An 18,838-nucleotide genomic window follows, 5' to 3' on the forward strand; every position below is an offset into this window, starting at 1 on the left:
CGCGCCAGGTCTAGACGCTGAGCGCCTCCCGCACCGCACCCTCCGCGGCCCCGTCGCCCGCCCCCTCCGACGTGACCCGCCCCGCCTCCAGCACGTAGTACTGCTCCGCGGCCCGCAGCGCGAAGCCGATGTGCTGCTCCACCAGGAGCACCGACAGGCCACCGCGCGCGGCCAGCTCCATGATCCGGGACTCGATCTCGGCGACCACCGACGGCTGGATGCCCTCCGTCGGCTCGTCCAGGAGGAGCACGCGGGGACGCGTGATCAGTGCCCGCGCGATGGCCAGTTGCTGGCGCTGTCCGCCGGACAGCAGCCCGGCGCGCCGCTCCAGCACCTCCCGTACCGCAGGGAAGAGGTCGAGCGCCTCGTCCAGCGCCGCCCGGCCGTCGCGGCGCCCGTCCGCGACCAGCTGGAGGTTCTCCTGCGCGGTGAGGTGCGGGAAGCACTGCTGGCCCTGCGGTACGTACGCCATGCCGCGGGCCACCCGCCGGTGCGCGGCGAGGCGGGTGATGTCCTCGCCGTCGAAGCGGACCGTGCCGCGGGACGGCTTCAGCAGGCCCGCCGCCACCCGCAACAGGGTCGACTTCCCGGCGCCGTTGTGGCCGAGGACGGTCGCCACACCCTCCGCGGGGACCGTCAGGGACACGTCGTGCAGGACGGGGCTGCGGTCGTAGCCCGCGACCAGGTTCTCGATGGTCAGCATCACGCCTCCTGGGGAATGGCGGTCGTACGGCCGAGGTAGACCTCCTGCACCTGCGGGTCCGCCTGCACCTGCTCGACGGTGCCCTCGCTGAGCACCTGGCCGGCGTGCAGCACGGTCACGCTGCGGGCGAAGGAGCGGACGAAGTCCATGTCGTGCTCGATGACGACGAGCGTGCGGTCGGCGCCGATGCGGCGCAGCAGCTCGCCGGTCGCCTGCCGCTCGTCGTGGCTCATGCCGGCCACCGGCTCGTCGAGGAGCATCAGCTGTACGTCCTGCACCAGCAGCATGCCGATCTCCAGCCACTGCTTCTGCCCGTGCGCCAGCTCGCCCGCCCGGCGGTCCGCGGCGTCCGCGAGGCCGGTGGTCTCCAGCGCCTCCGCGACCGACGCGGGGAGCTTCGTGCGGCGGCGCAGCAGCGTCGGTACGGATCTCCCCGCCCCCGCCGCGATGTCCAGGTTCTGCGTCACCGTCAGCTCCTCGAAGACGGTGGCGGTCTGGAAGGTGCGGCCGATGCCCAGCCGGGCGATCTTGTGCACGCTCCGCCCGAGCAGGTCGTGGGCGCCGAAGCGCGCCTTGCCGGTGGCGGGCGCCAGGCCGGTGACGGCGTCCACGAGCGTGGTTTTCCCGGCGCCGTTGGGCCCGATGAGGAAGCGCAGGTCGCCCGGCTCCACATCCAGGTCGACACCGTTCAGCACCGGCGTGCCGTCAAAGGCGACGCTCAGGTCGCGCAGGGAGAGAGTGCTCATGCCGTGACCTCCTCGGCAGCGGGCTTACGGGCGGGCTCCGGGGCTTTCACCGCGGCGGGGCGCCTGACCACGTACTTCTTCAGCGACGCAAGACCGCCCGGCAGGAAGGCAATCGCCACGATGAAGATCAGCCCCTGCACGTACGTCCACCCGGAGGGAAACTGTTCCGACAGCGAGCTGCGCGCCCACGCCACCGCGACCGCGCCGAGCACGACACCGGGCAGGCTGGCCCGCCCGCCGATGGCGGCGCCGATCAGGAACTCGATCGACGGGACGACCCCGATCAGGGCCGGGGACATGATCCCGACGGCCGGCACGAACAGCGCGCCCGCGGTCCCCGCCATCCCGGCCGCCAGCACATACGCGCCGAGCTTCACCAGCGCCGGGTCGTAGCCGAGGAAGCGCACCCGCTCCTCCGAGTCCCGCACGGCCACGAGGAGTTCGCCGTACCGCGATACATACAGCTGCCGGACGCCGATCATCAGTGCGAGCAGCACGGCCGCGATGATGAAGTACACCATCCGCTGATTGGCCGGGTCGCCCAGGTCGTAGCCGAAGAAGCCCTGGATGTCGGTGAGGCCGTTCGTGCCGCCGGTCGAGGTCTGCTGGCCGACCAGCCAGATCGCGAAGGCCGCGCACAGCGCCTGCGACAGGATCGCGAAGTACGCGCCGCGCACCCGCCGCCGGAAGACCGCCAGGCCGATCACCGCGGCCACCGCCATCGGCACCACCAGCACCATCGCGAGTGCGAAGACGGGATTGCGGAACGGCTCCCACCACCACGGGAGTTCGGTGCCGGAGCCGTACAGCGTCATGAAGTCCGGTAGCTTGCCGTCGCCCGCGTCGGCGAGCTTGAGGTGCATGGCCATCGCATAACCACCAAGGCCGAAGAACAGGCCCTGGCCGAGCGTCAGCATCCCGCCGCGGCCCCAGGCGAGGCCGATGCCGAGGGCGACGATCGCGAAGCACAGATATTTGGCGAGCAGGCCGAGGCGGAAGTCCGACAGGATCAGCGGCGCCGCGAGGAAGAGCGCCGCGGCCATCGCGGCGAAGCCGGCGGGCGCGCGCAGGCGGGGGGAGATATTCACGCGAGGCTCCTGGTACGCAGGGTGAACAGGCCCTGGGGCCGCCACTGGAGATAGACCACGACACCCGCCAGCACCAGCACCTTCGCGGTGCTGACGGTCGTCGCGTACTCGAAGACCGCCTGCAGCAGGCCGAGCGCGAAGGCGGTGATGACCGCGCCGCGCAGCCGGCCGATGCCGCCGGCGACGACGACGAGGAAGGCGTCGATGATCAGGTTCGTGCCCATGGCCGGGCCGATCGGGCCGACCAGCGTCAGCGCCACACCGGCCACGCCCGCGAGGCCCGAGCCGATGAAGAACGTCAGCCGGTCCACGGTCGCCGTCGGGATGCCGGAGACCTTGGCCAGGTCCCGGTTCTGGACCACCGCACGGATGCGGCGGCCCAGCGGCGTCAGCCGCATGGTGGCGGCGAGCGCGGCGATGGCGGCCAAAGCGAGGGTGAGGATGAAGAGGCGGCTGGCCGGTACGGACAGGTCGCCGCCGAGCGGCACCGCGCCGGTCAGCCAGCCGGGCGCCGCCGTCTGCACATTGGGCGCGCCGAAGATGTCCCGGGCGAGCTGCTGCAGCACCAGCGAGACGCCCCAGGTGACGAGGAGCGTGTCGAGCGGCCGCGCGTACAGCCGCTTGATCAGCGCCCATTCGAGCAGCACACCCATCGCCCCGGCGACCAGGAAGGCGACCGGCAGCGCGAGGAAGAGCGAGGCGCCGGCGCCGCTGACGCCCTTCTGGACGACATAGACGGTGTACGCGCCGGTCATGATGAACTCGCCGTGCGCCATGTTGATCACACCCATCTGCCCGAAGGTGAGGGAGAGGCCGAGCGCGATGAGGAGGAGGACGGCGCCGATGGAGACGCCGGTGAAGCCTTGGGTGAAGAGCAACGTCATGGTGATGGTCCCCCGAGGGTCAGGACAGGCCGGAGGCCCAGTCGTAGGACTTGAGGAAGGGGTCCGGCTTTATTGGTCCGCCGGAGTTCCAGACCTCCTCGATGAGGCCGTCGCCGCGGATGCGGCCGATGCGCGCGGTCTTCTCGATGTGCTGGGTCTTGCCGTCGACGGTGACCTTGCCCTCGGGCGCGTCGTACGTGACGCCGTCCGCCGCCTTGCGCACCTTCTCGACGTCGAAGGAGCCGGCCTTCTCGACCATCGCCTTCCAGAGGTAGACGGAGGTGTAGGCGGCCTCCATGGGGTCGGAGGTCGGCTTATCGGCGCCGTAGCGCTTTTTGTACGTGGTGACGAAGCTCTTGTTCTTCGTAGACGGCGTCGTCTGGTAGTAGTTCCAGGAGGTCAGCTGGCCCTTGAGGTACTGGGCGCCGATGCCCTTGACCTCCTCCTCGGCGATCGAGACGGAGACGACCGGGAGGTCCTTCGGGTCCAGCTCGGCGGACTTGTACTCCTTGAAGAAGGAGACGTTGCTGTCCCCGTTGAGGGTGTTGAAGACGGCGTCGGCGCCGGAGGTCTTCACCTTGTTGGTGATGGTGGCGAACTCCGTGGAGCCCAGCGGCGCGTAGTCCTCCCCGGCTATCTCGATGCCCTTGGCCTTCGCGTACGCCCTGATCTCCTTGTTGGCCGTACGCGGGAAGACATAGTCGCTGCCGACCAGATACAGCGACTTCACGCCCTCCTTCTTCAGGTAGTCGAGGGCGGGGATGATCTGCTGGTTGGTGGTGGCGCCCGCGTAGAAGATGTACGGGGACTGCTCCATGCCCTCGTACTGGACGGGATAGAACAGCGGCGATCGGTACTTCTCGAAGACCGGCTTCACCGCCTTCCGGGAGGCCGAGGTCCAGCAGCCGAAGGTGGCCGCGACCCGGTCCTTGCGCACCAGCTTCTGCGCCTTCTCGGCGAAGGTCGGCCAGTCGGAGGCGCCGTCCTCGCTGACCGGGACGATCTTGCGGCCGAGGACGCCGCCGTCGGCGTTGATCTCGTCGATGGCGAGCCTGAGGGAGTTGCGTACGGTCACCTCGCTGATCGCCATCGTGCCGGAGAGCGAGTTGAGCAGGCCGACCTTGACGGCGTCGGCGGAGACGACCGGCTTGACGGCGGCGCTGGCGCTGCGCTCGCTGCCGGCCTTGGCCCCGCAGGCGGACAGCGACACGAGCGCTGCCAGCGCGGCGGCGCTCGCGAGCATGCGATTCATAGGGGCAAGTCCCTCCTTGCTGTGGGCACGCCACAGCCTCAAAGGGCGCTGTTTCCATGGAATTTCGCGGCGGTTAATACTTCCTACGGGAAGTAATGCTGCTGATCGAGCTCCGCCACCACGTCGAAGTCCATCCCAGTCGCACGGGCCAGGTAAATTCGCTGCCGCACATGCCGGTCGGGCGCGATGCGCAGATGGCCGCGCGGCCCTTCGTAGCTGACAGCGCCCGCGCCGGTGGCGCGCTCGATCACCGGGACGTCGAGGGATCCGGCCCGGTCGATGAGCGCGGCCAGCAGCCGCACGCCCTCGTAGCACGACTCGCCGAGGCTGCCGGGCTGCGGCGCGGTCACGCCGAAGGCGTGCGCGTACGCCCCGTGGAAGTCCATCGCGTCCTGCCCGGCGAGCCGGGCGAAGAAGCCCGCGGTCGCGAAGAGGCCGCGGTGGGCGTCGGGGCCGCCGGCCGCGAGCATGTTCTCGTCCATGAGCGTGGACAGCCGCGGCGCGCGGGCGTCGAGCCCCGCGGCGGCGTACGCGCGATTGAAGCGCACCGCGTCGCTGCCGACCATCAGCATGAGCACCGCGTCGGCGTCCGAGCGCTCGATCCGCCCCAGCGTCGGGCCGAAGTCGTGGGTGCCGAGCGGCAGGAAGGCGGCGCCGGTGACCCGGCCGCCGGTCGCGCGGGCGTAGCCGGCGGCGGCGCGGGCGGTGCGGCGTGGCCAGACGTAGTCGTTGCCGACGACGAACCAGCGGCGGATGCGGTGCTCGCGGGCGAGCAGCTCGATGGCGGGCCGCAACTGGGCATCGGGGGTCTCGCTGGTGAGATAGACGCCCTCGGTGTGCTCGCCGCCCTCGTAGAGCGCGGTGTATACGTACGGCACCCGCCCGGCGATGCGTGGCGCGAGCGCCTGCCGTACGGACGATATGTGCCAGCCCGTCACGCCGTGCACGGCCCCGGCGGCGACGAGCCGCTCCACCTCGGCGGCGATCTCGCGCGGCGGCGCGCCGCCGTCCACGGGCACCAGCCGCAGCTCCCGGCCGAGCACGCCGCCCGCGGCGTTCACCTCGTCGGCGGCGAGGCGGGCGCAGAGCTCGCAGGCCGGGCCGAAGATCCCGGCGGGTCCGCGCAGGGGGACGACCAGCGCGATGCCGAGGGAGTCGGGGTGCCGTGCGGGCATTGGGCCATCATGGCTTATGCGCCGAGAACGTCAGTCCGTCGGTCACCCCGATCGTGAGGTTGACGTAGCCGAGCGTCTGCAGGCGGGTGAGGAAGGCGGCCGGCTCCACCGGGTTGTAGATGTCGCCCTGGTGGAATTCGTGCAGCGCATGGCTCGGCAGGCTGTCCGCGCCGACCAGCACGCCGCCGGGGCGCAGGACGCGCAGGATCTCCGCCAGCAGGCGGTTCTGCTCCGCGACGGTCGGCACGTGGTGAAGCATGGTGAAGGACGCCGCGGAGTCGAAGGAGTCGTCGGGGAAGTCCAGCGAGCCGCTTGCGTTGCCCTGCCGGACGTCCACGTTCGTATCGGCGAAGCGGTCCGCGAGCCGCGCCACCGCCTCGGCGTCGATCTCGACGGCGACCAGGCGCTCGACCCTGGTACGCAGCCAGTCGGTGGCGGCCCCGGGCCCCGGGCCGACTTCCAGCAGCTCCTTCCCGAGGTCGGCGCGGTCGACGGCGAGCGGCAGCACCTTGTCCTGAAGGACGGCGGCCCACTCGGGACTTGCACACAATTCGTCGTGTTCTTTGTTCATGGCGGCCACGCTAGGGAGCGGCGACCGCGTCTCCTAGGCCGTACGCTTCCATGTGATGTCGGGAAACAGACACGGGAGCGCCCTCGCCCTCATCGGGACCTTCCCGATGCCCGCGGGCACGCGCTTCGCCCGGCACCGCCACCCCGTACACCAGCTGGCCTGGGCCGCCAGCGGCACGCTCACGGTCGACGCGGAGGCCCGGCGGTGGGTGCTGCCGACGACGCGGGCGCTCTGGATACCGGCCGGGGTGCCGCATGAGGTGGTGGCGGCGAGCCGTACGACGATGCGGTCGCTCTATCTGCACGAAGTGCCGCGTACGGAGCCGGAGTCGTGGAGCGCGGTCCGGCCGGTCGACGTGCCTCGGCTGCTCGCGGAGCTGATCGGCTATCTGGACGACGCGGACCTGGCCGCCGACCGCCGGGCGCGCGGCGAGGCGCTCCTCCTCGACCTGCTCCGGCCCGTCGCGGTCACCGCCCTCGACGCCCCGCTGCCCGCCGACCCGCGCGCCCGCGAAGTCGCGCAGGCGCTCCTGTCCGCGCCCGCCCGCGACCTGTCGATCGACGCGTGGGGCCGCCGCGTCGGCACCTCGGGCCGTACGCTCGCCCGCCTCTTCCTGGCCGGCACCGGCATGACCTTCGGCCGCTGGCGCACCCTCATCCGCCTTCAGGCCGCGCTGCCCGCCCTGGCGGCCGGTGAGCCGCTCAACCGGGTGGCCAGGAAGGTGGGTTACGAGACCGTCAGCGCCTTCGTCGCGGCCTTCCGGCGCGAGACCGGCACCACACCGGGGGCCTACTTCCGCCCGCCGCCCGCGGATTAGGATGGGCCGACTGTCGCGCCGAGGAGCGTAATGAGCGCCATGAGGGGGGCCGAGCCCCAGGATTTGCTGCAGTTGCTGACCCGGGCGGAACGGCTTGCGGTCCGCAGGCTGCAGCAGGTGCTGTCGAGTACGGGCAGCGGCCTTTCGGTGGACGGCTGGCGGGTGCTGGCGCTGCTGTCGGACGGCGCGGGGCACCGGATGACGGCGGTCGCGGACTGCGTCTTCCTGCCCCCGGCGTCGCTGACGAAGCTGATGGATCAGCTGGTCGACCAGGGGCTGGTGCACCGCAGGGTGGATCCGCTGGACCGGCGCCGGATTCTGGCGTATCCGACCCCGCGGGGGCGGGAGCTGTGGGCGGAGGTCGACGCCCGGCTCGGCGAGGAGTGGGCGCGGGCGGGGGTGCTGCCGGACGCCGACCTGCTGGCACCGCTGCTGGGGCGGCTGGCGGAGGGGCTGGCCGGGCAAATGGGCGTGCTTCCGGTTGATCAGTCGCACTAGGTTGGCCACGTTCGGCCGCCCTAGGCCCACCGACCGGAGGACGATCGACCTTGAGTGACTGGTCCTTGGACAAGACCTTCGACAGCGAATCCGGGGAGGTCCGCTGGACCGTCCTCGGCGACGGGGACGGCGGCGACGCGCCTGTCGTGCTGCTGCACGGCACCCCCTGGTCGTCGTATACGTGGCGGGCCATCGCCCGCGGGCTGGCGCGGCGGCGGCCGGTCTACGTATGGGACATGCCCGGATACGGCCAGTCGGCGAAGCACGCCGGGCAGGACGTGTCCCTCGCCGCCCAGGGCCGCATCTTCGCGGCGCTGCTCGCGCACTGGGGTCTGGAGCGGCCGCTGGTCGTCGCGCACGACTTCGGCGGCGCGGTCGCGCTGCGCGCGCGGCTGCTGCACGGCGCCGCGTACCGGGCGCTCGCCGTCGTCGACCCCGTCGCGCTGGCGCCGTGGGGGTCGCCGTTCTTCCGGCTCGTACGGGACCAGGCGGACGTCTTCGAGCAGCTGCCGCCGCGGCTGCACGCCGCGCTGGTGCGCGAGTACATCACCACGACCGGCGGTCCCGGGCTGCACCCGGCCGTGCTGGACGCGCTGACCGCCCCCTGGCTCGGCGAGGCCGGCCAACCGGCCTTCTACCGCCAGATCGCCAAGGCCGACCAGCGCTACACCGACGAGATCCAGAGCCGCTACGGCGACCTCGACCTGCCCGTGCTGGTCTGCTGGGGCACCGAGGACACCTGGATCCCGGTGGCCAAGGCGCACGAGCTGGCGGGGATGATCCCCGGCGCCCGGCTGGAGCTCATCGAGGGCGCCGGCCACCTCGTCCAGGAGGACGCCCCGGCCGAACTGACGGCGGTGCTGCACGACTTCCTGCACCAGGCGCACTGAGGCGCACTAGCCTGGCGTGATGGGGGGATTACGCATGTCCGAACTGGAGCTCACCCACCAGCAGGTCCAGCACTTCCGCACCTTCGGCTTCCTCGTGCTCCGCGGCCTCCTCGACGCGGACGAGGCCGCGCGCCTCACCGCGGAGGTGAGCGAGTCGCTGCGCGCGGCGTACGGGCCGGGCCTCGGCGACGACGGCTCCGATTATCTGCCGCTGACCGCCGACCGGACCCCGTTCAGCCAGTCGCTCATCGCCGACGACCCGCGGCTCTTCCAGGGCTCCACGGAGCTGCTCGGCAGCGCGACCGTGCCCGCGGCGCCGGAGGCGGTGTGCTTCGGGCACAACTTCGGCTGGCACACCGACATCGGCCCCGACGTGGCGGGCGTGACCTTCCTGGCCCACCTGCAGCCGCGCACCGCGGCGACGGGCGCGCTGCGCGTCGTACCGGGCTCGCACGAGCCGTCCTTCGCCCGCCGGGTCCAGGCCTACCTCGGCCACGATCCGGGAAACCAGGGCTTCGAGGGCTGGCCCCTGCCCGCCACCGTCCTGGAAACCGAGCCGGGAGACGTACTCGCCTTTGACGTCCATCTCCTGCACTCCTCGGCAGGCGGCGAACGACGGCTCGCCTGGCGTACGGAGTACCTGGAATGGCCGGGCATGGGCGCACCGGACCGGATGCGCACCGTACGCGACCTCATCACCGACGCCGCCGACTACACCGACCACGGCTTCGACACCGCCGCCTGGCCCGTATGGCAGGAATGGGCCGAGGGGGCCGACAGCCGCCCCTCCCGCCAGGTGGCGGTGGAGCGGCTGCGGCTGCTGGGAGTGGTGGGCGAGGGCGGGTAGGTCAGGTGCGCCGCCTGACGTACAGCCGGTTGCCCTCCGGCCCCGTCCACTCCAGGCGTACGACGCCGGCCACCGCGGCATCGTCGATGCGTGCCGGGTCGGCCCAGTAGCCGTGCGCCGGGTTGCGGAAGAAGGTGGCCCACAGGCCGCCCTCGTGGTCCTCGAAGAAGTTGTTGTGCCCGGCGCCGACGCCCGCCGTGTAGCGCTTGGTGTACGGGCCCTCGAAGCGGTCCGCGACGGCGACGATCGCGTCGTAGTGGAGCTGGCTGCGGCCGGTGCCCGGCGGGTCGTACGCGTACCGCGTGCTGCCGTCGGCGTTCGTTGACTTGCGGTCCCAGGCGGCGTGCACGAGGTGGTACTTGCCGCGGTACTTGAAGACGTACGCGCCCTCGAGATACGGCTCGGGCGAGTAGGGCTGCTGCTGGAAGGCGGGGAGGTTGGTCGTCGGGACGATGTCCTCCATGTCGTCCCGGAACTTCGCGTACAGGTTGTTGTGCAGCACCAGCCAGGCGTCGTCGTCCTCGGTGTACATGCCGCCGTCGATGTGGAAGTAGGCGCCGGGCGCGACGATCGGCGGGCCGCTCTTGAGGGCCTCGCCGAAGGGCTTCTCCAGGCTGCCCTCGACGAGCCGGTACGGGCCCGCCACCCCGCCCTCGCTGACCAGCATGAAGGTGCCGACCTTCTGGGAGTGGTCGCCCATGCAGGCGACGATGTACCACTTGCCGCGGAAGCGGTGCAGCTCCGGCGCCCAGACGTTGCCGCGCTTGCCGAATTGGCCGTCGTCCTCCCAGTACTCCTGCCAGGGCGCGACGACGGTTCGCCCGGGCCGGTTCTCGCCGACGAACTCCGGCGACCAGACCTTGCCCTTCTCGGCGTCCGGGCGGATGCCGGTGGTGTCGGCGAGCTTCCACGGGCCGCGCAGGGCCGGCGCCGTCCAGACGAAGAGGCCGTCGTTCCAGGCGCCCGACGACCCCGGGGTGCGGGTGGTGCCCATGGCGACGTACAGCGGCTTGCCGTTGACGACGAAGCAGTTGACGTACGTGTCGCGCATCCACACCCGCCCGAGTTCCTCGTCGCGGGGGCGGAGCTCCAGCGGGAGGATGCGCGAGTTGTCGGGGCGCGGCCACAGGTCCTTGCGGGTGTCGGCGAGTCCGTACGGGGCGGGGTCCGGCCAGTTCGCGGGGTACTCGCGCTTCGCGCCTCGGGCGACGACCTGCGGCAGCGCCGCCACCCCCAGCGCGCCGGCGGCACCGGCCAGGAGGGTGCGGCGGCCGGGGCGCCAGCCGCGGGGCGAGCTCTCGGCGGATTCTTCGGAGGATGCTGAGGTCATGGGGAACAGCATGCGAAGCCCCGTATTTTTTGGTCAACACCCCGGAAAAATCCAAGACGGAACCGGGACGCCTGCGTTACGGCTTGACGATCGCGTCCTGTGCCGTGGGAGGCGTGCCGCCGTGCCAGTCCAAGGCCTTGCCGAACTGAACCAGTTCGCCGTAGTGGGCGGGGTCCGCGCCGGCGGCCGTCACCAGGTCCAGCACGGCCGTCGCCGCGTCGGCGGGGGACTGGGCGCCGCTGTAGTCCTCGAACCACGGGCGCGAGGTGGCCGTGTCCACCATGCCGGGGCACACCGAGGCGATCAGGGTGCCGGCGGCCAGGTCGCGGGTGCGGCGCTCGGCCGCGATGGCGCGGACGGCGGCGACCTGGGCGACCTTGGAGGGGACGTTCAGCCAGAGCGGCCAGCCCGCCTCCTGCGCCGTGCCGTTGTGGATCGCGGTGCGCCAGGACTCCACCGCGTACTCGACCTGGTCGAGGGTGGCGCCGTCGAACAGCGGGTGCAGCCGCGGGTCGAGGTGGCCGAGGGTGCCGAGGGCGCTGGCGACGACGAGCAGTCGGCCGCCGGGGCGCAGGATCGGGGTGAAGGTGCGGAGGACGGCGTGGGTGGCGGTGTTGGAGACGGCGATGAACTCGTCGGCGTGCTGCGACTGGGAGTCGTCGGGGAGGACGCGGGCGATGGCGTTGGAGATGACGATGTCGACGCCGCCGTGTGCGGTGCGGAGTTCGTCGGCGAGGGCGGCTATGGCGGCGGTGTCGGTGACGTCCAGGACCCGGCCTTCGACGCGGCTGCGGGTGCCGGGGAGCGCGGCGACCTCGCGGGCGGCGGTGGCGACGCGCTCGGGGTTGCGGCCGGTGAGGAGGACGAGGTCGTCCGGGCCGAGGCGGGTGGCGAGGCCTTCGACGAGGGCGCGGCCGAGGCCCTGGTTGGCGCCGGTGACGAGGGCGATGCGTCGTGAAGTGGTCATGGCTCGAAGGTAGTTCGGGGGTAAGTATGCGTCCAACGAAACTTTGGCATGCGTAGTATGCGTAAACATCATGGACTTCTCAGATGTCTCGCTCACCGCCCTGCGGGTCTTCCGCGCCGTGGCCGACGAGGGCACCTTCACCGCGGCCGCGGCGTCGCTCGGCTATACCCAGTCCGCGGTGTCCCGGCAGATCGCGGCGGTCGAGCGGGCGGCGGGGGCGCGGCTGCTGGAGCGGCGGCGTGACGGGGTGCGGCTGACGGGGGCCGGGCGGGTGGTGCTGCGCCGGGCGACGCTGGTCGTGGACCAGATCGACGCGGCGGCGCGCGAGCTGTCCGGGCTGCCGGACGAGACGGCGACCGTACGGCTGGGGTGGCTGCCGGTCGTGGGCGCGGTGCTGCTGCCGCGCGTCCTCGCGGAGCTGCGCCGCATCGCGCCCGGGGTGGAGGTGGTCACCCGGGAGGGGACCACTCCGGCGCTGGCGCGAGCGCTGCGGGCAGGATCGCTGGACCTGGCGCTGCTGGCGTCGGCGCCACCATTCCGCGCGCCGGACACGGAGTCGCCTCCGCTGGCGCTGCGGACCCTGACGGAGCGCCCGCTGCGCCTGGCGGTGCCGGCCGGGCATCCGCTGGCGCGGGGCGCGTACGTCGACGTGGCCGACCTCCGCGGCCGGCGCTGGATCGCCGGCTCGACGGCGGCCGCGGACGCCGGCCTGATGGGCGTGTGGCCGGGCCTGGACGAACGCCCCGAGATCGCCCACGTCGCCCGCGACTGGCTGGCCAAGCTGCAACTGGTCGCGGCGGGCTGCGGTATTACGACGGCAGCGGCGACGCTCGCACCGGCCGCCCCGGCGGGGGTGCGCATTCTCCCCGTACGGGGCGGCCCGCAGGAGCTGCGCCGGTTGTCGCTGGCCCGGCTGCCCGGTCGGGCGGGGGAGGCGGTGTCGCGGGTCGCGGAGGTGGTGCGGGATGTGGCGGTGGCACTGGACGCGGAGTCGCCGTGACGGCGGGCAGGGGGGGCGGGCGCGGAGCGGGGCGCATGAGCAGCACCGACGGCGGGGCGCCCGGAGCGGCAGCACCGACGCGGGGCGCCCGGAGGGGCAGCGGTGCCGCCCCACCAGCAGCGAGCAGGGGCCACGAGCCGCGCCCAGCGGGAGCGCTCCGCGCGCAGCCGGTCGGGGGCACCGGTGCGCGGGCGGCGCATTGCGGGCGGGTGACCGCGGGCAGGGCCCGAGACGCACCTCGCGGCGCCTGTCCCGCAGGCGGGGGCCGAGCCGCGTCGCGCGCCGTCCACACCGCGTCCGACCAGGACGCACCGTAACGGCCATCGCCCGCACCCGCTAAGGTGCCGCGCATGGAGACGACGCCGTCGTATGAGACGCCCGCGCGGCTGGCCGGGATGCCTAGCTGGCTCATTACGCACACTTCGGTGCACGCCTTCCGCCTCGTTCAGGAGGCCTTTGCTGCCAACGGGGCCCGGCACTATCAGTACGCGTTGATGGCGGCGCTCGCCGAGTTCGGCCCCTCCAGCCAGGCCGCGCTGGGGCGGCGCTGCGGCATCGATCGCAGCGACGTGGTCGCGGCCGTCAACGACCTCGTCGAGCGCGACCTCGTCGAGCGCACCCCCGACCCGGCGGACCGGCGGCGCAACACCATCACCCTCACCGCCGCGGGCAAGCGCCGCCTCGCCAAGCTGGACAAGGCGCTCGGCGCCGTCCAGGAGCAGCTGCTCGCGCCCCTGAACGACGCCGAACGCAAGCAGCTCACTGCCCTCCTCACCCGCGTCCTCGAGCACCAGCTCCGGCTCGCGGACTGACGCCGCACCGCAGCTACGCCCGCAGCGGCTGCCCCGAGCTAAAGATGCCCACCGGGTCGAGCTCCGCCTTCAGCCGCTTCAGCCGCCGGAAGTCCGCCGCCTCATACGCCGCCGCCAACTCCTCCTCCGTCAGCTCACCGAAAACGAAGTTCAGCGACCGGCCAACCGTCAGCGGTTCCGCCGCCTCCCGGACATCGGCCAGCACCTTGCCCAGCGTCTCGTCCGCCACCCCATCCGTCGGCAGCACCACCCGCAGCAGATACCCGGCACCCCTGCCGCCCACCGCGCTCGGCACGGCCGGCGGCCGCGTCAGGGCGCCGCCGAGATGGTTGAGCTGGGTGACGGCCATCGTGGGCGCCTCCGGACCGGTGAGCTTCGCCAGCTCGCGCAGCGTCCCGGCGTCCAGCCCCGCATCCAGCAGCAGCCCGTCCCCGGCATAGCCGTGCGCAAACGGCGGGTCATTGAAGATCGTGTGCGATTCCGTGTACGGCAGCACGCGCAGGTCATCCACCAGCCGCGGCCCCAGCGCCCGCAGCGGCGCGACGAGGCGCTCGCCCTCCTCGGCCGGGCCCGTATACGCGACCCGGATCTGAAGCACGTACTGCCCACGGAATTCGTCCCGCACAAAGGGGAGTTCGGGATACGACATCACCGACACCGACGACGTCAGTTCTTCCGGCAGCCCGCGCGTCCACTCCAGATACGCCCCCAGCGCCTCATCGACCACCTCCGCGCCGAAGGCGAGAATGCCGCCGTAGATCTCCGGATGCGGGACCAGGCCGATCTCCATCCCGGTGACGATCCCGAACTCGCCGCGCCCTCCCCGCAGCGCCCAGAAGAGATCCGGATCCGACGCCGCCGTGACCTGCCGCGGCTCACCGTCCGCGGTGACGACGTCGAGCGCGGTGACATGGTCGGCCGCATACCCGTACTGCCGCGCGAGCGCACCGAGCCCGCCACCCAGCGCATACCCGACCGCACCCACGGACGGCGCGCTGCCGCTGAGCGGCGCGAGACCATGCGGCGCGGCGGCCTCGATCACCTGGCCCCAGGTGGCCCCAGCCTCGATGTACGCGGACCGGGCGGCCGCGTCGATCCGCACGCCGTCCATCCCGCGCGTGCTCACCAGCACCCCGCCGTCGAGCGCCGCGGCCCGCCCGTGCCCGGTCGACTGCACGGCGACGGGCAGGCCGCGGTCGCGGGCGTGCGCGACGGCGGCGCGGACGTCGTCGGGACCCGACGCGGTGACGATCAGGTCGGGGCGGTGCGGGGAGCGCAGCTGGAATCCGGTGCTCGCCGCGTCGTAATCCTCGTCGCCGGGGCGCAGGGCGGGCAGCGCGGAGCGGTCGCCGGTCTCGTTGTCGATCTCACTCATGACACCGAGTCTGCCGCCCGGGTCTGACATCCGGCTTCTTGATTCTTGCGCGGCCGAGGCCATCTCCGGCATCCGGTAGGTGTGGTCTGCACCGGTTAAGGTGGTGCGCCGGGGGGCGGTCCGGGAGTGCGCGGCTGCTCTGCCTGTCAGTGACAGCAACGCCGTATGTAACCCGGGAGATCGCATGGAGTCCGCCGCCCACGCCAGGAAGACGCCGCTGCCGGGAGTCGGCATCCGGTACGACCTCGACACCGGGACCGGCCGCCACCTCTCCGTCGTCGCGCACCAGGACGGCCGCCGCATCCTCGCCGTGCACGACAAGGACGACGAGGACGTCTGCCGCGAGTCCGTGTCGCTCGCCCCGCCCGAGGCCGCCGCGCTGGCGAAGCTGCTCACCCCCGACCCGGTCGGGCACCTCCACCAGCACTTCGAGATCGACCTGGTCACCGAGCACATACCGATCACCAAGCGCTCCCCGTACGCGGGCCGCACCCTCGGCGCGACCCAGGCCCGCACCCGTACCGGCGCCTCCATCGTCGCCGTGCTGCGCCGCACCGACGCGCACCCCTCGCCCGCGCCCGACTTCCGCTTCGCGATCGGCGACGTGCTCATCGTCGTCGGCACCCGCGAGGGCGTGAACGCCGTCGCCGACCTGATCGACGAGGGCTGAGCATGCACGACACCACCGCACTGCTCATCGAACTCGGCGCGATCATCCTCGGCCTCGGCCTCCTCGGCCGCTTCGCGGGCCGGATCGGCTTCTCGCCGATACCCCTCTACCTGCTGGCGGGACTCGCCTTCGGCAGCGGGGGAGTGCTGCCGCTGGGCGCCAGCGAGGAGTTCATCGCCACCGGCGCCGAGATCGGCGTCATCCTGCTGCTGCTTCTGCTCGGCCTGGAGTACGCGGCGTCTGATCTGGTCTCCAGCCTGAAGACGCAATACCCCTCGGGTGCCGTCGACTTCACCCTCAATGCGCTGCCGGGTGCGGCCGCCGCGCTGCTGCTCGGCTGGGGGCCGGTGGCGGCGGTGGCGCTCGGCGGCGTCACGTGGATCTCGTCGTCCGGGGTCATCGCGAAGGTCCTCGGCGACCTCGGCCGGCTCGGCAACCGGGAAACGCCCGTCATCCTCGGTGTGCTGGTGATGGAAGACCTGGCGATGGCGATCTACCTGCCGATCCTGACGGCGCTCGTCGCCGGGCTGAGCCTGGGCGGCGCGAGCCTGACGCTGCTGATCTCGCTCGGCACGGTCGGCGCGGTGCTGTACGTGGCGCTGCGGCACGGCCGGCTGATCAGCCGCGCCGTCTCGTCCGAGAACCCGGAGATGCTGCTCCTCGTCGTCCTCGGCCTCGCGCTCCTGGTGGCCGGGCTCGCCCAGCAGTTGCAGGTGTCGGCCGCGGTGGGCGCCTTCCTCGTCGGAATCGCGCTGTCCGGGGAGGTGGCGGAGGGCGCTCACAATCTGCTGGTGCCGCTGCGGGACCTCTTCGCCGCGGTCTTCTTCGTCTTCTTCGGCCTGCATACGGACCCGGCCGAGATTCCGCCGGTGCTGCTGCCCGCGCTGGCGCTGGCGATCGTCACCGCGGCGACGAAGGTGGCCACCGGGTGGTACGCGGCGCGGCGCGCCGGGATCAAGCCCGCCGGGCGGTGGCGGGCGGGGGGTGCGCTGGTGGCGCGGGGGGAGTTCTCCATCGTCATCGCCGGGCTTGCGGTGGGGACCGAGCCGCGGATTGGGCCGTTGGCCACGGCTTATGTGCTGATTCTGGTGATCGCGGGGCCGTTGACCGCTCGGTTCACGGAGCCGGTGATGCGGCGGGTCGGCGAGCGGCGGGCCGCGGCGGCCGCGGCCGCCGCGGAGGCGGCCGGGGCATCCGGTGGAGCTATGGATGGGCCGGTTGCCCGGGATGCGGACGCAGGCGCCGGTAAAGGGCGGTGAGCGCCGCCTGCGCCGGCGACACGACCACGGCGGCGGCGAGGAGGATCGCGATGGCGTACGGGGTGAGTTGGGCGGCGACGTAGCCCACGTAGGTGTTGGGGGAGATGTGGGCGAGTACCGCCGCGTCGACCGGCTCCTCAAGGGGGTTGGCGAGTCGGAGCAGCACGTAGAAGAGCACCATGAAGCCCGCTGCCGCCGCCAGCAGCACGCCGCCCACCGCCGCCCAGGTGCGGCGGCTCCACACCACTGACCACGAGTGGCGGAGCGCCGCCATGGGCGCCAGCCCGTCGACGGCGGCGGCGGAAGGCGCCAGCGCGAAGCTGATCCGGACGGCGAACACGGCGGGCGCGACCATCATCGCGGTGCTGTTCAACCGGTCGAAGGGGCCGCCGCCGCGGAGGGGGCGCTCGCCACCGGCGATGGCGTAGTAGGCGTACGCGGCGGCCGCGCAGGCCAGGAGGCTGAGCATGGCGGCCGCGGCCACGGCGACGCCGCGCAGCAGGTGGACGCCGACGACGGGCCCGAGCCGGGCCCGGGCCCGTACCCACAACTCGCGCGCGGACGTGCCCGGCGCGTGGGCGACGGCGAGGTGGAGCGCGGCGCCGGCGAGGGCGAGGACGACGAGGAGGGCGGGGAAGGTGCCGAGGAAGGCGCCGATGACCGGCCCTTCTTCGGCGGAGACCGGCTCCTCCGCCTCCTTGGCGAAGAGGTAGTCGGCGCGCATGTCCGTGAAGTACGGCCACGCGAACGCGAAGGCGCCCACGGTGACGATGAAGCCGGCCAGTCCGGCGAGGGCCACGATGACCGCCGTGACGCCGACCAGGGGGCGGGCGCGGCGTATCACGGCGCGGTCCTGGGTGGGAGATTGCCACCGCCCATGGGCGGGTGGAGGCCGAGCTCGCCTGCCGGGAGTGGGGCGAAGTACGCGTCGACCGCGGCGGCCGGGACGTCCTCGAACCGGTCGGGGGACCAGCGCGGGCTGCGGTCCTTGTCGATGACCATGGCGCGGACGCCCTCGGGAAGGTCGTGGCTGTCCAGGAAGCGGGAGCACAGCCGGAAGTCCTGGGCGAGGCACTCCTCGACGGTGGCCATGGCGCGGGCGTTGCGCAGAGCGCGCAGCGTCACCTTGACGGAGGTGGGGGAGCCGGCGAGCAGCGCCTCGGCCGCGGCGGAGGCGGCCGGCTCGGGACGGGCGCGCAGGCGGGCGAGGATCTCCTCGGCGCTGTCGGCCGCGTAACAGGCGTCGATCCAGGCGCGCTGGGCGAGGAGGCCATCCGGACCCTCGGGCGGCTGCTCGGCGAAGGCGGCGGCGACGTGGTCCGGCTTGTCGCCGCCGGGCGCCCGAAGCGCCTCGGCCAGCTCCGGGAGGCGGGCGGCGGGGACGTAATGGTCGGCGAAGCCGCAGCCGATCGCATCACGGGCGCCGATCCGGGCGGCGGTCAGCGCCATGTGCGTACCCAGCTCGCCCGGCGCCCGCGTGAGGAGCAGCGCGCCGCCGACGTCGGGCGCGAGGCCGATGGCGACCTCGGGCATCGCGAGGACCGATCGCTCGGTGACGATCCGTACCGCGGCATGCCCGGTGAGGCCGATGCCGCCGCCCATGGTGATGCCGTCCATGATGCCGACGACCGGCACGGGGTAGTTCGCGATCAGCGCGTCGAGGGCGTACTCCTCGCGCCAGAACTGCTGCGCGATGCCATGGTCGCCGAGGGCGGATTCGCGCATGAGCGCGATGTCGCCGCCGGCGCAGAAGGCGCGCTCGCCGGCGCCGTCGAGGAGGACGGCGTCGATGCCCGGGTCGTCGGCCCAGTCGGTCAGGGCGGTGTGGACACCGCGGACCATGCCCAGGTCGAGAGCATTGAGCGCCTTGGGGCGATTGAGGGTGATGCGCCCCAAGCGCCCCTCGCGGCTGGCCAGTACGTGCGTGTCGTTCATGGCCCCACACTACGATCAC

Annotated in this window: 20 protein-coding genes; 8 read left to right on the top strand and 12 right to left on the bottom strand. The window is 72.6% G+C overall.

Going from position 1 to position 18,838, the window contains the following annotated elements; genetic code table 11:
- Positions 1-10: 10 nt before the first annotated feature.
- The 7 genes from urtE to ACNNMR_RS39335 all read right to left on the bottom strand — a co-directional run bounded on the left by urtE (position 11) and on the right by ACNNMR_RS39335 (position 6,419).
- Complete coding sequence (urtE, locus tag ACNNMR_RS39305) at positions 11-703, bottom strand: urea ABC transporter ATP-binding subunit UrtE (RefSeq protein WP_419999509.1); 693 nt, start codon at positions 701-703, stop codon at positions 11-13.
- A complete protein-coding gene (gene urtD, locus ACNNMR_RS39310) occupies positions 703-1,449 on the bottom strand; it encodes an urea ABC transporter ATP-binding protein UrtD (protein ID WP_419999510.1) in 747 nt (248 codons plus the stop codon). The genes urtE and urtD overlap by 1 nt, the downstream gene beginning before the upstream one ends.
- Positions 1,446-2,492, bottom strand: coding sequence for an urea ABC transporter permease subunit UrtC (gene urtC / locus ACNNMR_RS39315; protein ID WP_420000632.1), 1,047 nt, complete (start codon positions 2,490-2,492; stop codon positions 1,446-1,448). The genes urtD and urtC overlap by 4 nt, the downstream gene beginning before the upstream one ends.
- 41 nt (positions 2,493-2,533) lie before the next feature.
- Positions 2,534-3,421 carry an urea ABC transporter permease subunit UrtB gene (gene urtB / locus ACNNMR_RS39320; RefSeq protein WP_419999511.1) on the bottom strand — a complete coding sequence of 296 codons (888 nt, stop codon included), beginning with the start codon at positions 3,419-3,421 and terminating at the stop codon, positions 2,534-2,536.
- A 19-nt stretch (positions 3,422-3,440) separates the two neighbouring features.
- Positions 3,441-4,673, bottom strand: coding sequence for an urea ABC transporter substrate-binding protein (gene urtA / locus ACNNMR_RS39325; protein ID WP_419999512.1), 1,233 nt, complete (start codon positions 4,671-4,673; stop codon positions 3,441-3,443).
- Positions 4,674-4,756: 83 nt separating this feature from the next.
- On the bottom strand, positions 4,757-5,848 hold the full coding sequence (locus ACNNMR_RS39330) for a substrate-binding domain-containing protein (protein WP_419999513.1): 1,092 nt from the start codon (positions 5,846-5,848) through the stop codon (positions 4,757-4,759).
- 7 nt (positions 5,849-5,855) lie between these two features.
- The gene (locus tag ACNNMR_RS39335; protein WP_419999514.1) at positions 5,856-6,419 is read right to left on the bottom strand and encodes a class I SAM-dependent methyltransferase; all 564 of its coding nucleotides are present in this window, start codon (positions 6,417-6,419) and stop codon (positions 5,856-5,858) included.
- 55 nt (positions 6,420-6,474) lie between these two features.
- Here ACNNMR_RS39335 and ACNNMR_RS39340 point away from each other — a divergent pair, with 55 nt between their 5' ends.
- From ACNNMR_RS39340 to ACNNMR_RS39355, 4 genes are read left to right on the top strand one after another with little or no spacing between them, the layout of a single operon-like run.
- Complete coding sequence (locus tag ACNNMR_RS39340) at positions 6,475-7,236, top strand: AraC family transcriptional regulator (RefSeq protein WP_419999515.1); 762 nt, start codon at positions 6,475-6,477, stop codon at positions 7,234-7,236.
- Between the two features lie 30 nt (positions 7,237-7,266).
- Positions 7,267-7,734 carry a MarR family winged helix-turn-helix transcriptional regulator gene (locus tag ACNNMR_RS39345; RefSeq protein ID WP_419999516.1) on the top strand — a complete coding sequence of 156 codons (468 nt, stop codon included), beginning with the start codon at positions 7,267-7,269 and terminating at the stop codon, positions 7,732-7,734.
- A 50-nt stretch (positions 7,735-7,784) separates the two neighbouring features.
- A complete protein-coding gene (locus ACNNMR_RS39350; RefSeq protein ID WP_419999517.1) occupies positions 7,785-8,624 on the top strand; it encodes an alpha/beta fold hydrolase in 840 nt (279 codons plus the stop codon).
- 34 nt (positions 8,625-8,658) lie between these two features.
- Complete coding sequence (locus tag ACNNMR_RS39355) at positions 8,659-9,471, top strand: phytanoyl-CoA dioxygenase family protein (protein WP_419999518.1); 813 nt, start codon at positions 8,659-8,661, stop codon at positions 9,469-9,471.
- Between the two features lies 1 nt (position 9,472).
- Here ACNNMR_RS39355 and ACNNMR_RS39360 read toward each other — a convergent pair whose 3' ends face one another.
- Positions 9,473-10,801: a family 43 glycosylhydrolase gene (locus ACNNMR_RS39360; protein ID WP_419999519.1), complete on the bottom strand. Its 1,329-nt coding sequence runs from the start codon at positions 10,799-10,801 to the stop codon at positions 9,473-9,475.
- 76 nt (positions 10,802-10,877) lie between these two features.
- Positions 10,878-11,768 carry an SDR family NAD(P)-dependent oxidoreductase gene (locus tag ACNNMR_RS39365; RefSeq protein ID WP_419999520.1) on the bottom strand — a complete coding sequence of 297 codons (891 nt, stop codon included), beginning with the start codon at positions 11,766-11,768 and terminating at the stop codon, positions 10,878-10,880.
- 70 nt (positions 11,769-11,838) lie between these two features.
- Here ACNNMR_RS39365 and ACNNMR_RS39370 point away from each other — a divergent pair, with 70 nt between their 5' ends.
- A complete protein-coding gene (locus ACNNMR_RS39370) occupies positions 11,839-12,768 on the top strand; it encodes a LysR family transcriptional regulator (RefSeq protein ID WP_419999521.1) in 930 nt (309 codons plus the stop codon).
- A 350-nt stretch (positions 12,769-13,118) separates the two neighbouring features.
- Positions 13,119-13,580 carry a MarR family winged helix-turn-helix transcriptional regulator gene (locus tag ACNNMR_RS39375; protein WP_419999522.1) on the top strand — a complete coding sequence of 154 codons (462 nt, stop codon included), beginning with the start codon at positions 13,119-13,121 and terminating at the stop codon, positions 13,578-13,580.
- Positions 13,581-13,593: 13 nt separating this feature from the next.
- Here the strand turns inward: ACNNMR_RS39375 and ACNNMR_RS39380 are convergent, their stop codons facing one another.
- A complete protein-coding gene (locus tag ACNNMR_RS39380; protein ID WP_419999523.1) occupies positions 13,594-14,955 on the bottom strand; it encodes an FAD-binding oxidoreductase in 1,362 nt (453 codons plus the stop codon).
- A 184-nt stretch (positions 14,956-15,139) separates the two neighbouring features.
- On the opposite strand from ACNNMR_RS39380, the gene ACNNMR_RS39385 reads away from it, so the two are divergent.
- Together ACNNMR_RS39385 and ACNNMR_RS39390 are read left to right on the top strand one after the other, a co-directional pair.
- Entirely contained in the window at positions 15,140-15,625 is a 486-nt protein-coding gene (locus tag ACNNMR_RS39385; protein ID WP_419999524.1) for a cation:proton antiporter regulatory subunit, read from the top strand.
- A 2-nt stretch (positions 15,626-15,627) separates the two neighbouring features.
- On the top strand, positions 15,628-16,884 hold the full coding sequence (locus tag ACNNMR_RS39390; protein ID WP_419999525.1) for a cation:proton antiporter: 1,257 nt from the start codon (positions 15,628-15,630) through the stop codon (positions 16,882-16,884).
- Here ACNNMR_RS39390 and ACNNMR_RS39395 read toward each other — a convergent pair.
- Positions 16,829-17,728, bottom strand: a complete 900-nt coding sequence (locus ACNNMR_RS39395) for a hypothetical protein (RefSeq protein ID WP_419999526.1) — start codon at positions 17,726-17,728, stop codon at positions 16,829-16,831. The genes ACNNMR_RS39390 and ACNNMR_RS39395 overlap by 56 nt on opposite strands.
- On the bottom strand, positions 17,725-18,819 hold the full coding sequence (locus ACNNMR_RS39400) for an enoyl-CoA hydratase/isomerase family protein (RefSeq protein WP_419999527.1): 1,095 nt from the start codon (positions 18,817-18,819) through the stop codon (positions 17,725-17,727). Before ACNNMR_RS39400 ends, ACNNMR_RS39395 begins: the two co-directional genes overlap by 4 nt.
- Positions 18,820-18,838 lie beyond the last annotated feature (19 nt).

Origin of the sequence: Streptomyces boninensis (assembly GCF_048572725.1) — a bacterium.
In the GTDB taxonomy this organism is placed as follows: domain Bacteria; phylum Actinomycetota; class Actinomycetes; order Streptomycetales; family Streptomycetaceae; genus Streptomyces; species Streptomyces boninensis.

Bases quoted from the DNA above. Each gene is read 5' to 3' on its own strand.
- urtE (WP_419999509.1), bottom strand. From the start codon at position 703: ATGCTGACCATCGAGAACCTGGTCGCGGGCTACGACCGCAGCCCCGTC.
- urtD (WP_419999510.1), bottom strand. From the start codon at position 1,449: ATGAGCACTCTCTCCCTGCGCGACCTGAGCGTCGCCTTTGACGGCACG.
- urtC (WP_420000632.1), bottom strand. From the start codon at position 2,492: ATGGCCGCGGCGCTCTTCCTCGCGGCGCCGCTGATCCTGTCGGACTTC.
- urtB (WP_419999511.1), bottom strand. From the start codon at position 3,421: ATGACGTTGCTCTTCACCCAAGGCTTCACCGGCGTCTCCATCGGCGCC.
- urtA (WP_419999512.1), bottom strand. From the start codon at position 4,673: ATGAATCGCATGCTCGCGAGCGCCGCCGCGCTGGCAGCGCTCGTGTCG.
- ACNNMR_RS39330 (WP_419999513.1), bottom strand. From the start codon at position 5,848: ATGCCCGCACGGCACCCCGACTCCCTCGGCATCGCGCTGGTCGTCCCC.
- ACNNMR_RS39335 (WP_419999514.1), bottom strand. From the start codon at position 6,419: ATGAACAAAGAACACGACGAATTGTGTGCAAGTCCCGAGTGGGCCGCC.
- ACNNMR_RS39340 (WP_419999515.1), top strand. From the start codon at position 6,475: ATGTCGGGAAACAGACACGGGAGCGCCCTCGCCCTCATCGGGACCTTC.
- ACNNMR_RS39345 (WP_419999516.1), top strand. From the start codon at position 7,267: ATGAGCGCCATGAGGGGGGCCGAGCCCCAGGATTTGCTGCAGTTGCTG.
- ACNNMR_RS39355 (WP_419999518.1), top strand. From the start codon at position 8,659: ATGTCCGAACTGGAGCTCACCCACCAGCAGGTCCAGCACTTCCGCACC.
- ACNNMR_RS39360 (WP_419999519.1), bottom strand. From the start codon at position 10,801: ATGACCTCAGCATCCTCCGAAGAATCCGCCGAGAGCTCGCCCCGCGGC.
- ACNNMR_RS39365 (WP_419999520.1), bottom strand. From the start codon at position 11,768: ATGACCACTTCACGACGCATCGCCCTCGTCACCGGCGCCAACCAGGGC.
- ACNNMR_RS39370 (WP_419999521.1), top strand. From the start codon at position 11,839: ATGGACTTCTCAGATGTCTCGCTCACCGCCCTGCGGGTCTTCCGCGCC.
- ACNNMR_RS39375 (WP_419999522.1), top strand. From the start codon at position 13,119: ATGGAGACGACGCCGTCGTATGAGACGCCCGCGCGGCTGGCCGGGATG.
- ACNNMR_RS39380 (WP_419999523.1), bottom strand. From the start codon at position 14,955: ATGAGTGAGATCGACAACGAGACCGGCGACCGCTCCGCGCTGCCCGCC.
- ACNNMR_RS39385 (WP_419999524.1), top strand. From the start codon at position 15,140: ATGGAGTCCGCCGCCCACGCCAGGAAGACGCCGCTGCCGGGAGTCGGC.
- ACNNMR_RS39390 (WP_419999525.1), top strand. From the start codon at position 15,628: ATGCACGACACCACCGCACTGCTCATCGAACTCGGCGCGATCATCCTC.
- ACNNMR_RS39400 (WP_419999527.1), bottom strand. From the start codon at position 18,819: ATGAACGACACGCACGTACTGGCCAGCCGCGAGGGGCGCTTGGGGCGC.